General features: G+C 74.3%; 11 protein-coding genes. 9 read left to right on the top strand and 2 right to left on the bottom strand.

The annotated features are described in order from the left end of the window. Nucleotides 1–121 precede the first annotated feature (121 nt). Nucleotides 122–1,645 carry an aldehyde dehydrogenase (NADP(+)) gene (locus ACFVS6_RS12200; protein ID WP_389703060.1) on the bottom strand — a complete coding sequence of 508 codons (1,524 nt, stop codon included), beginning with the start codon at nt 1,643–1,645 and terminating at the stop codon, nt 122–124. A 137-nt stretch (nt 1,646–1,782) separates the two neighbouring features. Here ACFVS6_RS12200 and ACFVS6_RS12195 point away from each other — a divergent pair, with 137 nt between their 5' ends. From ACFVS6_RS12195 to ACFVS6_RS12160, 8 genes are all read left to right on the top strand, one after another. Beyond that, nucleotides 1,783–2,679, top strand: coding sequence for an IclR family transcriptional regulator (locus tag ACFVS6_RS12195; protein ID WP_389703059.1), 897 nt, complete (start codon nt 1,783–1,785; stop codon nt 2,677–2,679). A 138-nt stretch (nt 2,680–2,817) separates the two neighbouring features. Beyond that, entirely contained in the window at nt 2,818–3,801 is a 984-nt protein-coding gene (locus ACFVS6_RS12190; RefSeq protein ID WP_389703058.1) for a hypothetical protein, read from the top strand. A gap of 184 nt (nt 3,802–3,985) precedes the next feature. Further along, nucleotides 3,986–5,281, top strand: a complete 1,296-nt coding sequence (locus ACFVS6_RS12185; protein WP_389703057.1) for a sensor histidine kinase — start codon at nt 3,986–3,988, stop codon at nt 5,279–5,281. Next, nucleotides 5,278–5,943: a response regulator gene (locus tag ACFVS6_RS12180; RefSeq protein ID WP_389703056.1), complete on the top strand. Its 666-nt coding sequence runs from the start codon at nt 5,278–5,280 to the stop codon at nt 5,941–5,943. The genes ACFVS6_RS12185 and ACFVS6_RS12180 overlap by 4 nt, the downstream gene beginning before the upstream one ends. 62 nt (nt 5,944–6,005) lie before the next feature. Then, nucleotides 6,006–7,454 (top strand): peptidoglycan D,D-transpeptidase FtsI family protein, encoded by a 1,449-nt coding sequence (locus ACFVS6_RS12175; protein WP_389703055.1) that lies wholly within the window; start codon nt 6,006–6,008, stop codon nt 7,452–7,454. 76 nt (nt 7,455–7,530) lie between these two features. Next, a complete protein-coding gene (locus tag ACFVS6_RS12170; RefSeq protein ID WP_389703054.1) occupies nt 7,531–8,022 on the top strand; it encodes a GNAT family N-acetyltransferase in 492 nt (163 codons plus the stop codon). 91 nt (nt 8,023–8,113) lie between these two features. Then, nucleotides 8,114–8,818, top strand: a complete 705-nt coding sequence (locus ACFVS6_RS12165) for a DsbA family oxidoreductase (protein ID WP_389703053.1) — start codon at nt 8,114–8,116, stop codon at nt 8,816–8,818. A gap of 117 nt (nt 8,819–8,935) precedes the next feature. Continuing rightward, nucleotides 8,936–9,994: an aminotransferase class V-fold PLP-dependent enzyme gene (locus ACFVS6_RS12160; protein ID WP_389703051.1), complete on the top strand. Its 1,059-nt coding sequence runs from the start codon at nt 8,936–8,938 to the stop codon at nt 9,992–9,994. Between the two features lie 52 nt (nt 9,995–10,046). On the opposite strand, the gene ACFVS6_RS12155 is transcribed toward ACFVS6_RS12160, so the two are convergent. Beyond that, nucleotides 10,047–11,117, bottom strand: coding sequence for a pyridoxal-phosphate-dependent aminotransferase family protein (locus ACFVS6_RS12155; protein WP_389703049.1), 1,071 nt, complete (start codon nt 11,115–11,117; stop codon nt 10,047–10,049). Nucleotides 11,118–11,199: 82 nt separating this feature from the next. Here ACFVS6_RS12155 and ACFVS6_RS12150 point away from each other — a divergent pair, with 82 nt between their 5' ends. Beyond that, nucleotides 11,200–12,291, top strand: coding sequence for an amidohydrolase family protein (locus ACFVS6_RS12150; RefSeq protein WP_389703250.1), 1,092 nt, complete (start codon nt 11,200–11,202; stop codon nt 12,289–12,291). Nucleotides 12,292–12,559: the final 268 nt, after the last annotated feature.

Here is a 12,559-nt window from a genome sequence, read left to right as displayed (position 1 = left end):
CCGGCGGCCGGTCCGCCCGGCGGCCGGTCCGCCCGGCGGCCGGTCCGCCCGGCGGCCGGTCGGCCCGGTGGTCGGTGCGCCCGCGCCGGTGTGCGGCGCGGGCGGTGCCCGGTGCCCCGGGTCAGGCGCCGGTCACGCGGCGCGGGACGCCGAGGGGGTTGGCCTCGCGCAGTTCCGGGGGGAGCAGGGCGTCAGGGACCGACTGGTAGACCACCGGGCGCAGCCAGCGCTCGATGGCGGTGCCGCCGACCGAGGTGGAATGGGAGGTGGCGGCCGGGTAGGGGCCGCCGTGGTGCTGGGCCGGGGCCACGGCCACCCCGGTGGGCCAGCCGTTCACCACGATCCGGCCCGCGAGCCGCGTGACCTGCCGGATCAGCTCGGCGGCCGGACCCGGAGCCCCCTCGCCCTCGGCGCGGGACAGCTGGAGGGTGGCGCTCAGGTTCCCGCCCAGGCGCCCCAGCACGTCGGCCGCCTCGTGCTGTCCGGCGTACCGGACCACGACGGTGACCGGGCCGAAGCACTCCTCCAGCAGCAGCTCGTGCCCGGCGCCCTCCAGCAGCTCGCGGGCGGCGACGTCCAGGAAGCCCGGGACGACGGCGTGCTCGCCGTGCGGGCCCGCGGCGACCGGGGCGGCCACGCCGGGCAGGGTCGCGCGCTCGCGGACCCCCGCGAGGAAGTTCTCCCGCATCCGGTGGTCGAGGAGCACGCCCGGTCCGCCGTCCCCGAGGGCCTTGGCGAGCGCTGCGGTCAGTCGGTCGCCGTCCGCGCCCTCGGGAACCAGGACCAGTCCGGGCTTGACGCAGAACTGGCCCACGCCCAGCGTGACGGCCCCCGCCAGCCCGGCGCCGATCTCCTCGGCGCGCTCGGCGGCGGCCGCCGGGGTGACGACGACGGGGTTGAGGGAGCCCAGCTCACCGTGGAAGGGGATCGGCACGGGGCGGGCCGCGGCCGCGTCGAACAGGGCCCGCCCGCCGCGCACGGAGCCCGTGAAGCCGGCGGCGCCGACCAGCGGGTGGCGGATCAGCTCCGGGCCGGCGTCGAAGCCGTGGATCAGGCCGATCACGTCGGCGGGCAGCCCGGCCGACACGGCGGCCCGGCGCAGCAGCGAGACGCACAGTTCGGAGGTGGCGGGGTGGTCGGGGTGCGCCTTGACGACGACGGGGCAGCCCGCGGCCAGGGCGCTCGCGGTGTCGCCGCCGGGCACGGAGAAGGCCAGCGGGAAGTTGGAGGCGGCGAAGACGGCGACCACGCCCAGCGGCACCTTGTAGCGGCGCAGTTCGGGGCGGGGCGGGGTGAGCGAGGCGTCGGCCCGGTCGATGCGCACGTCGAGGTGGGAGCCCTCGTCGACGGCGTCGGCGAAGGCCCGCAGCTGTCCGCCGGTACGGGCCAGCTCGCCGGTGAGCCGGGCCGTGCCCAGCGCGGTCTCGGCGTCGGCGGTCGCGACGACGAGGTCGGCGGAGCCGTCGAGGAGGTCCGCGGCGCCGCGGAGGAAGGCGGCGCGGGCGGAGGCGTCGGCGAGTGCGCCGCGAGCGGCGTGCGCCGCGCGGACGGCGTCGTCCACCTCGCGGGGTGTGGCTTCCGCCGCAACCCGTTCGCGCTGCTTCCCGGTGCGGGGGTCCACACTCCAGACTGGGTTCGCTGCCATCGCCCGCTACCTCCTGGATCGTTCAGTATTCTGAACGCCGTTCCGGTGGATGAATGATCACTTCTGCTGCGGAGCCTATTTCCGCGTCCACCGCGTGACAAGAGGCGATCAGAGCCGACCAGAGGGGAACCAGGCGTATGACGACAGCCGAGCCGGAGGGCCCTGCCGCCGCGGAGGACGTGGCGGGCGGGCACGGCGTGGAAGGCGTGGAACGTGCGGTCGGGGCGGACGGCACGGGTGGCGGGGACGGCGGGGAGGGTGCGGGCGGGCCCGGTGGTGTCCCGGCGGCGCCGGTGAAGTCGGCGGTCCGAACCGTGCTGCTGCTGGAACACTTCGCGGCACGACCGGGCCTGCACAGCCTCGCCGACATCCAGAGCGACCTCTCCCTGCCCAAGTCCAGCCTCTACATGCTGCTGCGCACCCTGGTGAGCCTCGGATGGGTGGAGACGGACGCCACCGGCACCCGGTACGGGATCGGCGTCCGGGCCCTGCTGGTCGGCAGCTCGTACATCGACGGGGACGAGGTCGTCGCGGCGGCCCGGCCGACCCTGGACCGGCTCTCCGACGACACGACCGAGACCATCCACCTGGCCCGGATGGACGGGACGAGCGTCGTCTACCTCGCCACCCGCCAGTCGCAGCACTACCTGCGGCCCTTCACCCGGGTGGGACGCCGGCTGCCGGTCCATTCGACGGCGCTCGGCAAGGCGCTGCTGGCCACGCACACCGACGAGGAGGTGCGCAGGCTGCTGCCGCGGCGGCTGGAGGCCGTCACGCAGCACACCATCACCGACCGGGAGCAACTGGTGGAGGAGCTGGCGCTGGTGCGGGAGCAGGGGTACGCGGTGGACCGCGAGGAGAACACGCTCGGACTGCGCTGCTTCGGTGTGGCGGTGCCGTACCGCACGCCGGCGCGGGACGCGGTGAGCTGCTCGGTGCCGGTGGCCCGGCTGACGGCGGGGCACGAGCAGGTGATCAAGGCGGCGCTGTTCGAGGCCAGGGACCGGCTGTCCGTGGTGACGCGGCGCATGTGACGGGGTGACCGGGGCGGGGTGACGGGGCGGCGGGACTCCGGGGGACCCGGTGGATGCGCGGGTACCTCCCCCACGCGGGGGAGACGGTTCACCTTCGTGGGGGAGGTGGCGGGGCCGCGGGCACGGGACCGTTGGCGCATGACCACACGAGTTCTCCGCCCCACGTACGCGACACGGCCGCCGGTCCCCGCCCCGGGCACCGGCCGGCGGATCCTGCGGGCCGTCGCCCTGGCTTCGACGGTGCCCTACCTCGCCCTCAAGGCGGCCTGGGTGGCGGGGAGTCACATGGGGATACCCGAGGGCAGCGTGCTGCGCGAGAACGGGCCGGTCGTCGTCGTGGCGAACACCGCGACCCTGGCCATGGACGCCTGCCTGATCGTGCTCGTGCTGGCGCTCACCCGCCCCTGGGGCATGCGCGTACCGGGATGGCTGCTGACCGTCCCGGTGTTCGTCGCCACCGGACTGCTGACCCCGATCCTCATCGGTTTCCCGGGGCAGATGCTGCTCCGAACCGTGGGGCTGGGGGCCGGGGAGGCCGTGCGGGCGGCGCGGGACCCCTTCCTCGACCCGTGGGTGTTCACCGTCGTCTACGGAGGCTTCACGATCCAAGGCCTCGCCCTGGCCGGTCTGTTCGTCCCCTATGCGCGGGAGCGTTGGGGCGGGCGAGGACCGGGTGCGCCGCGGCGCCGGCTCCCGTCACCCACGGGGGTGGTGGCGGGAGCCGGCGCGGTCATGGGCACTGCGGTCGGCGCGGTGCACCTGTACTGGGCCTTCGGGGGGACGGCCTGGCTGCCCGCCGCGCGCATCGCGGAGCACTCCGCGGAGACGGGCGTGGTGTCGGTGGCCCACGCCGCGTGCGCGCTGGCCGCCGGGGTGGGGGCGGTGATGCTGGCGAGGGGCGGGAAGCGCCGGGCGCGTTGGCCGCTGGCCCTGACCTGGGTCGGTGGGTCCGCGGCCGCCGCCTGGGGGCTGTGGATGCTGACGACGCAGCTCGGGTTGGACTTCGGTCCGACCGAACCCCCCACCGCCATGATCATGCTGACCTACGCTGGCCAGACGCTCACCGGGTTGCTCGCGGCCGCCGTCCTGATCCGGTACCTCGGCTCGGACCGCGCGGCCTGAGGGGGAGGCGATGCCGGGGGGCGGCGCGGGGGTGGGGCCCACCGCGGGGACCGGGGCGGGAGCGGAGGATCCGGACGGGCAGGGTGCCGGGGCGCCCCGGGCGCCCCGGGCGGGTGCGACGGAGCGGGGAGTGCGGATGTCGGGAGCGTGCGGGCGGGGGGCGTGGGGGCCGGGGGTCGCGGGCGTGGCACGGCTTCGGGCGGTGGTGGGGGAGCGGGTTCGGCTGCGGTGGGTGCACCTGATCCTCGGCGGCGCGATGCTGATGCCCTACTTCCTCCTCGCCGATGTCGGGGCCGGCCTGTTCTCCGGCGGGGGCCAGGTGGTCAGTTCCCTGCCGCGAGCCCTCCTCAGCTACGCCGTGGCACTCCCGATGGCCGCCGCCACGGCCCTGTTCGGGCCGGTCCGGCCGCTGTCGGTGGCCGCCGTACGGTCCATGTGCGGGGTGCCGGGGGAGCGGCTGGCCGAGGGGCCCGCCCGGTCCTGGGCCGCGCGGTGGCGGGCCTCGGCCTGGTGGACCCTGCACCTGGGGGTCGGCGCGCTGGTCAGCGGGCTCAGCCTGGCGCTGCCGCCGATGGCGGTGCTGCTGATGGTGCTGCCGTTCTCGGAGCGGCTGCGGGAGTCCCCGGTCGCGGGGGGCTGGTTCCGTACCGGGGGCTCGGTGTACGCGGCCCCCCTGCTCGGGGCGGGGGTCCTGGTGGGGCTCACCCTGTGCGCCGTCGGGGCCGGGGCGCTGCTGGCCCGGTGCGCCCCCCTGCTGCTCGGACCGACCGCGGCGGACCGGCTGGCCGCCGCCGAGGAACGGGCCGCCGACCTGGCGGTGCGCAACCGGCTGGCCCGGGAACTCCACGATGCCGTCGGGCACGCGCTGAGCGCAGTCACCCTCCAGGCGAGCGCGGCCCGCCGCGTACTCGACCGCGATCCGGAGTTCGTCCGGGAGGCGCTCGCCGCGATCGAGGACACCACCCGGCGCACGGTCGGCGAGCTGGACGCGGTCCTCGGGCTCCTGCGGGACGGCGACCCGGCCCGCGCCGAGGTCGCTCCCGCCCCGACCCTGGCCTCCGACCTCACCGGGCTGCTGGCCCGCACCCGGGCCGGTGGCACCACCGTCACCGCCCACCAGGACCCCGGCCCGGCCGGTGACTGGGCGCACCTGCCCGCCATCACCTCCCGCGAGGCGTACCGCATCGTCCAGGAGGGCCTCAGCAACGCCCTGCGCCACGGCGGGGGCCCCGTCGTCCTGTCGATCGTCGTCCGCGTCCGCGACGCACACCGTGAACTGGAGATCACCATGACCAATCCGCCGACCACCCTTCCCTCCGCGCACGGGGGAGGGGCACCTGAGCCGCGCACGGGCGGCGGCCGCGGACTGCGGGGCTCCGCGGAGCGGGCCGCGCTCCTCGGCGGCCTCATCGAGGCCGGACCGCACGAGGGCCTGTGGCGGCTGCGGGCGGTCCTGCCGCTCGGCGGGGTCGCGCGATGAGCCGGCCGCCGCTGCGCATCGTCCTCGCCGACGACGAGCGCATGGTCCGCACCGCCCTCCGGGTCATCCTGGAGGCCGAACCGGACATGGAGGTCGTCGGCGAGGCGGCCTCCGGCGCCGAGGCGGTCTCGGTGGTCCGCTCCCTGGCCCCCGACGTGGTGCTGATGGACGTCCGGATGCCCGGGGCGGACGGCATCCGGGCCACCGAGCAGATCCTGCGGACCATGGAAACGCCGCCCAGGATCGTGGTGGTCACCACCTTCGAGAACGACGCCTACGTGTACGACGCGCTGCGCGCGGGCGCCGCCGGGTTCCTCCTCAAGCGGGCCGACCCGGACGAGCTGATCGGCGCGGTCCGTCTCGTCGCCCGCGGGGACTCGCTGCTCTTCCCGTCAGCCGTCCGCACCCTGGCCGCGGCGCACGCGGCGGCCACCCCGCCCGCCGCCCCGGCCTGGGCGGCCCGGTTGACGGAGCGGGAGGCGGACGTCCTGCGCCTGATGGCCACGGGCCTGTCCAACCACGAGCTGAGCGAGCGGCTCGGGGTGGGACCGCAGACCGTCAAGACGCACGTGGCGTCCGTCCTCGCCAAAACCGGTTCCCGCGACCGTACGCAGGCGGTCATCGCGGCCTACGAGGGGGGCTTCATCATGAAGAAAGACTGAGAACCCCGCCACAATCGGGGCAGAGCGGAACGCCCGGGGCCATTGGTGCGTCCTTCTGGGGGATGAACAAGACGATCAGGCGTGCGTCGGTCTTCTGTCTGCTTCTGGTGCTGGCCCTTTTGGTGCGGGTCACCTGGGTGCAGGCGTACCAAGGCCAGGCCCTCGCAGACGACAAACACAACCGGCGCAACCTCATCGGGCAGTACGAGAACCCGCTGGGCAACATCATCGTGGGCGGGGAGGCGATCACCGGATCGGAGAAGACGGGCGGCAAGGACTTCGCGTACAAGCGGACCTACGTCGACGGTCCCCTCTACGCGCCGATCACCGGTTACAGCTCGCAGGCCTACGGCACGACCATGCTGGAGGGTGTCTACAAGAACATCCTGAACGGCAACGACACCCGGCTGAAGACCGTGATGGACATGCTCACCAACAAGCGGGCCGACCCGGGCAACGTCCTGACCACGATCGACAAGGGTGTCCAGAAGGCCGCGTACGACGCCCTCGACGGCAAGCAGGGCTCCGCCGTGGCGATCGACCCGGCGACCGGCGCGATCCTCGCCGTCGTGAACAACCCGTCCTTCGATCCCGGTCGCATCTCGGGTGCCAACGACTCGGCCGCCTGGGAGGAACTCTCGGCCGACAAGGGCAAGGCCATGGAGAACGTCGCCCTGCGCAAGCCGCAGGCCCCCGGTTCCACCTTCAAGCTGGTCACCCTCGCGGCGGCGATCGAGAACGGGCTGATCACCAACATCGATCAGCAGACCGGGATCCAGGCCCCGTACACGATCCCCGGCACCCGTACGAACCTGCCCAGCGAGGCGGGCGACGCGGCCTGCAACAACGTCTCGGCCCGTACCGCGCTCAAGCTGTCCTGCAACAACGTCTTCGCGGAGCTGGCCTTCAAGCTGGGCCAGGACAAGATGCGCGCGATGGCCGAGAAGCTCGGCTTCAACGAGCAGATCGACACCCCGATCCGGACCAACCCGTCGAGCAAGTACCCGTCGAAGAAGATGTCCGTCGACCAGGTCGCGCAGACCGGCATCGGCCAGTTCGACGTGCAGGCCACCCCGCTCCAGATGGCCATGGTGACCGCCGCGATCCAGAACGGCGGCAAGCTGGTCGCCCCGCACGTGGTCTCCGAGGTGACCGACGCGGACGGCAACGTCCTGGAGAGCTTCAAGGACCCGAAGTCCGAAGAGGTCCTGAGCCCGAAGACGGCGTCGATGCTCGCGGACGCGATGCGCACGGTCGCCACCGAGGGCGGCGGCAAGCCCGCCCAGGTGGCGGGCGCCGAGGTGGGCGGCAAGACCGGTACCGCCCAGCGCGGCGTGAACAACAGCATCCCGCCGCTCGCCTGGTTCACCTCGTACGCCAAGGCCGGGGACAAGCAGATCGCGGTGGCCGTGATGATCGAGAACTCGGACACCGACCGCACCGAGATCGGCGGCGGCAAGCTGGCCGCGCCGATCGCCCAGAAGATGATGGCGGCCTGGGTGAAGAAGTAGCCCCGGGCACGGACACCCCCTCCCGCACGGCCCGCGCGCCGGGAACCGACCTGGTTCCCGGCGCGTTTTCCCCTCCATGATCAGGAACGCGCGCGCCGACGACGTCAACGCCATAGCCGCCCTGCACGTGCGGGCCCGGGCCACCTATTACGAGGGCCGGGTGCCGGAGGAGACCTACGCGGGTGACCTCGCGCTCGCGCGGGCCCGCGAGGCCTGGTCCCGCGCCGTGGCCAGGACCGCGCCGGAGGGCGAGGTCCTGTGCGCCGAGCGCGACGGCGAGGTCACCGGCGTCGCGGCCTTCCGCAACGCCGACGGCGAGACCACCCTCACCCAGCTCCACGTCGACCCCGACCACTGGCGCCGGGGTACCGGCGCCGCCCTCCACGAGGCCTGCCTCGACGCCTGGCGCAGGGCCGGGATCGAACAGGTCCGCCTGGAGGTCTACGGGCACAACCTCCGCGCCCAGGCCTTCTACGCGGCCCACGGCTGGGAGTCGGAGCCGCCGTCCGGTCGCACCGGCTCGCACCTCACCCTCCGGTTGCGCGTACCTCCCGTGTCCGGGGAATGAGACGCCGGGGCGAATGGTTGAAGCTCAAACCGTTCGGTTCGAACCGTTCGGCTCGAACCGTCAACCCCGGGAACCGGAGAGAAGAAGGAACATGCGCGTCGAGATCTGGAGCGACATCGCCTGCCCCTGGTGCTACATCGGAAAGGCCCGCTTCGCCAAGGGCCTGGCCGACTTCGCGCACCGCGACGAGGTGGAGGTCGTCTTCCGTTCCTTCGAACTCGACCCGGGCGGCGCCAAGGGCGTCACCGCGCCCGTCGTGGACATGCTCGCCCGCAAGTACGGCCGCACCCTCGAAGAGGCCCGCGGCATGGAGGAGCACGTGGCCTCCGCCGCCCGCGCCGAGGGGCTGACGTACCGGACCGAGGGCCGCGACCACGGCAACACCTTCGACATCCACCGCCTCCTGCACCTGGCCGCCGCCCGCGGTCGCCAGGAGGAACTGCTCGACCTGGCCTACCTCGCCAACTTCGGCGAGGAGCGCTCCGTCTTCGACCCCGAGGTCCTGGTGACCCTCGCCGTGGAGGCCGGGCTGGACGAGGCGGAGGCCCGCGCGGTCCTCGCCGACGACTCCGCCTACGCCGCCGAGGTGCGGGCCGACGAGCGGGAGGCGTCCGAACTCGGTGCCAACGCCGTGCCGTTCTTCGTCCTGGACCGCCGCTACGGCATCTCCGGCGGGCAGCCGGCCGAGGTGTTCACCCGGGCTCTGGAGCAGGCCTGGGCCGGCCGCGAGGTGGCCGAACCCGCCGCCGTCGACGCGTGCGAGCCCGACGGCTCCTGCGCCGTCCCGCAGAAGTAGGGACGGGGCCGGCTCTGGACCGGAGCGCCCCGATCCGCCATGCATAAGTGAACCTTTGGGTGAACGCGCAGAACTCGGCAATGGACTTTGGGGTGATCCTGGCGCAGAGTTGACGGCATGGGTCTTCCGCTCTCCGACGTGTCCCGCGCCGAGTTCGCGCATTCCACCACCTACCTGAACACCGCCACCTGCGGGATCCTCCCGCGGGCGGCCGTCGCCGAGGTAAGGGCCCTGGCCGACGCGGCCGGGGCCGCGGACCCCGCAGGCTTCGGCGACTTCGACCGGGTCAACCGGGTACGGGCCTCCTTCGCCCGGCTGGTCGGAGTCGACCCGGCCCGGGTGGCCGTCGGCTCGGCCGTCGCCACCCACGTCGGGCTGGTCGCCGCCTCCCTCGCGCCCGGCGCCGAAGTCCTCTGCCCCGAGAACGAGTTCGCCTCCGTCATCAACCCCTTCGCCCTGCGCGGGGACCTCAAGGTCCGCTACGCGCCCCTGGAGGGGATGGCCGGAGCCGTCGGCCCCGACACGGCGCTGGTGGCCCTCAGTGCCGTGCAGTCCGCCGACGGGCGGACGGCCGACCTCGCCGCCGTCCGCGCGGCGACGCGCGCCCACGGCGCGCGCATGCTCGTCGACGCCACCCAGGCGGCGGGCTGGCTGCCCTTCGACGCCGCGCCCTACGAGTACACCGTGACCGCCGGCTACAAATGGCTGCTCGGCACGCGCGGTGCCTCGTACCTGACGGTGTCCGAGGAGGCCCAGCAGGACCTGACGCCCCTGCACGCGGGGTGGGTGGCGGCGGAGTCCATGTGGGAAGCCACCTACGGCCCGATGCCGGAACTCGCCCACGACGCGCGCCGCTTCGACGAGTCGCCGGCCTTCCTGGCCTATCACGCCGCCGAGCCCGCACTGGCCCTGCTGGAGCGGGTCGGCATCGAGGCCGTCCACGCGCACGACACCGCCCTCGCCGCCCGCTACCGGGCCGGCCTGGCCCGTCTGGGCCACGAACCCGTGCCGGGCACGGCGCCGATCGTCTCCGTCCCCGGCCTGGCCTCCCGGCAGCCGGAACTGCTCGCCGCCGGCGTGTCCACCGCCGCCCGCGCGGGCGCGCTGCGGGCCTCCTTCCACCTCTACAACACCGAGGCGGACGTCGACCGGCTGCTCGACGTACTGGCGGCCTGACCGCCCTCGGTCCCCGTCGCCGTTCGACGGCGACGGGGACCGTACCCTGCCCCTACCGCCAGGCCGAGGCCGCCGCCGAGAGGGCCGGCGCCGGGTCGGCGGACATGGCCGCGGCCAGGGCGCGCAGGGACGCCTCGACCGCCTCCGGCGAGGCCGCCGGGCCGTAGTGGTTGACCCGGACCATCTCCGAGGCCAGCGCCCCGCCGCCCGCGGCGAGCGGGGCCGCCGGGTCCGCCGCCAGGGCCTTCGCCACCAGCGAGGAGGCGTCCGCGACCCGCAGCGTCGTCGCCACCGGAGCGGCCTGCGCGGGATCGCGCACCCAGGGGGACAGACCCAGCGCGGCGGCGCCCGCCCGCGTCGCCCGGGCCGCGCCCGCGTGCCGGGCCAGGACCCCGTCCGGGCCCTCGACCCCGATCCGCTCCAGGCAGGCCTCCAGCGCCAGCATCTCCAACTGCGCGGGCGCGTGCAGCAGCGTCCTGCGACCCCCGTCGATCCAGCGCTCCTTCCAGTCCAGGAGCGAGAGGTACGAGCGGCGCGGGGCCGCCGGGTTCTCGGCGAACCGCGCCCACGCGCGCTCCGAGACCGACACCGCCGAGACGCCCGCCGGGCCGCCCATCGCCTTCTGCGCGCCGATCACGCACAGGTCGACGCCCCACGCGTCCGGCAGCAGCGGCTCGGCGCCCACCGAGGCGACCGCGTCCAGCATGAACAGCGCCCCGTGGGCCCGTACGGCCTCACCGATCTCCGCGACCGGGTTGGTGTTGCCGGTGGCCGCCTCCGCGTGCACGAGCGACACGAAGTCGATCTCCGGGTGCGCGGCGAGGGCGTCGGCCACCTGCGCGCCCGTCACCGCCGTGTCGAACGGCACCGCCAGGTCCACCACGTTCGCCCCGCAGTCGCGCAGCCAGTTGCCGAAGGTGGTCCCGTAGGGGCCGGTGACGACGTTCAGCGCCGTCGAGCCGGGCCGCGCCCCCGAGCGGATGCACCCCTCCAGCGGCAGCAGCGCCTCGCCCTGGGTGATCACCACGTCCTGCCGGGTGTCGAGGAGCCGCGCGACCCCCCGCTCGATCGACGCGAAGTGCTCGGCGGTGAGCGGCGGAAGGTCCAGGAGGGGGTGGGTCACGGCGGTGCTCTCTTCGTCCGGGGTTTCCGGTCGAGCGTACCCAGCGCGCACGTACAGTGCCGACATGACCGATGCAATGGCCATGCATGACGGCGCAGTCATGCATGTGAAGGGACGCGTGCTCGTCGGGCCCCACGAGGTGCGCGACGAACTCTGGATCGTCGGCGGCCGGATCTCCTACGAGCGGCCGCGCACCGCCCGCGAGGTCACCACGGTCACCGGCTGGGCGCTGCCGGGCCTGGTCGACGCGCACTGCCACGTCGGCCTGGACGGCCACGGCGCCGTCGACGCGCCGACCGCCGAACGGCAGGCCCTCACCGACCGGGACGCCGGCACCCTCCTCATCCGCGACGCCGGTTCCCCCTCCGACACCCGCTGGATCGACGACCGCGACGACCTCCCGAAGGTCATCCGCGCCGGCCGGCACATCGCCCGCACCCGCCGCTACATCCGCAACTACGCCCACGAGATCGAACCGGCCGACCTCGTCGAGTACGTCGGCCGCGAGGCCCTGCGCGGCGACGGTTGGGTCAAGCTGGTGGGGGACTGGATCGACCGCGAGGTCGGCGACCTGACGGCCTGCTGGCCGCGCGCCGAGGTCGAGGCGGCCATCGCCGAGGCGCACCGGTTGGGCGCCAGGGTCACGGCGCACTGCTTCGCCGAGGACTCCCTGCGGGACCTCGTCGAGGCGGGCATCGACTGCGTGGAACACGCCACGGGGCTCACCGAGGACACCATCCCGCTGTTCGCGGAACACGGCGTCGCCATCGTGCCGACCCTCGTCAACATCGCCACGTTCCCGAAGATGGCCGCCGGTGGCGAGGCCAAGTTCCCCCGCTGGTCGGCGCACATGCGGCGGCTGCACGAGCGGCGGTACGACACCGTCCGGGCGGCCTGGGACGCGGGCGTCCCGGTGTACGTCGGCACCGACGCGGGGGGTTCCCTGCCGCACGGGTTGGTCGCCGCCGAGGTCATGGAACTCGTCAAGGCCGGGATCCCGGCCCCGGACGCCCTCTCGGCGACGACGTGGGCGGCGCGCGAGTGGCTCGGCAGGCCCGGTCTGGTCGAGGGCGCGCCCGCGGACCTCGTCGTCTACGGCACCGATCCGCGGGCCGACGTACGGGCGCTGGCGCAGCCGGACCGGGTGATCGTGAACGGGACGGTCCGCGCCTGAAGCGCGGCGGCCGGGGGTCGGCGTGCCCAGGCCGCCCGGCGCACCGGGTTGACGGGCCGTGTCGGCGCGGCCCTTCCGTCGTTTGAAATGCCCTTTCAGGGTGGTGGTGGGCCCTGCGGGCGGGGCAGGAGAGCACTTGTGTGCCGGTCGGGGCGCAATGAATCGAATGTGTGCGTGGAAACCACCCGTTGGGGTGAACTCCCTCCAGGTTTCCGCCCGTTCACCCGGAGTGCGTAAAAATTCCCAGGGTCGAGGCCGTCGGCGCGCG

Source organism: Streptomyces sp. NPDC057939 (genome assembly GCF_042887545.1).
In the GTDB taxonomy this organism is placed as follows: domain Bacteria; phylum Actinomycetota; class Actinomycetes; order Streptomycetales; family Streptomycetaceae; genus Streptomyces.
The sequence above is the reverse complement of the archived record's forward strand: the minus strand, read 5'-3'. Positions and strand labels throughout refer to the sequence as shown.

Bases quoted from the DNA above. Each gene is read 5' to 3' on its own strand.
- ACFVS6_RS12200 (WP_389703060.1), bottom strand. From the start codon at position 1,645: ATGGCAGCGAACCCAGTCTGGAGTGTGGACCCCCGCACCGGGAAGCAG.
- ACFVS6_RS12195 (WP_389703059.1), top strand. From the start codon at position 1,783: ATGACGACAGCCGAGCCGGAGGGCCCTGCCGCCGCGGAGGACGTGGCG.
- ACFVS6_RS12190 (WP_389703058.1), top strand. From the start codon at position 2,818: ATGACCACACGAGTTCTCCGCCCCACGTACGCGACACGGCCGCCGGTC.
- ACFVS6_RS12180 (WP_389703056.1), top strand. From the start codon at position 5,278: ATGAGCCGGCCGCCGCTGCGCATCGTCCTCGCCGACGACGAGCGCATG.
- ACFVS6_RS12175 (WP_389703055.1), top strand. From the start codon at position 6,006: ATGAACAAGACGATCAGGCGTGCGTCGGTCTTCTGTCTGCTTCTGGTG.
- ACFVS6_RS12170 (WP_389703054.1), top strand. From the start codon at position 7,531: ATGATCAGGAACGCGCGCGCCGACGACGTCAACGCCATAGCCGCCCTG.
- ACFVS6_RS12165 (WP_389703053.1), top strand. From the start codon at position 8,114: ATGCGCGTCGAGATCTGGAGCGACATCGCCTGCCCCTGGTGCTACATC.
- ACFVS6_RS12160 (WP_389703051.1), top strand. From the start codon at position 8,936: ATGGGTCTTCCGCTCTCCGACGTGTCCCGCGCCGAGTTCGCGCATTCC.
- ACFVS6_RS12150 (WP_389703250.1), top strand. From the start codon at position 11,200: ATGCATGACGGCGCAGTCATGCATGTGAAGGGACGCGTGCTCGTCGGG.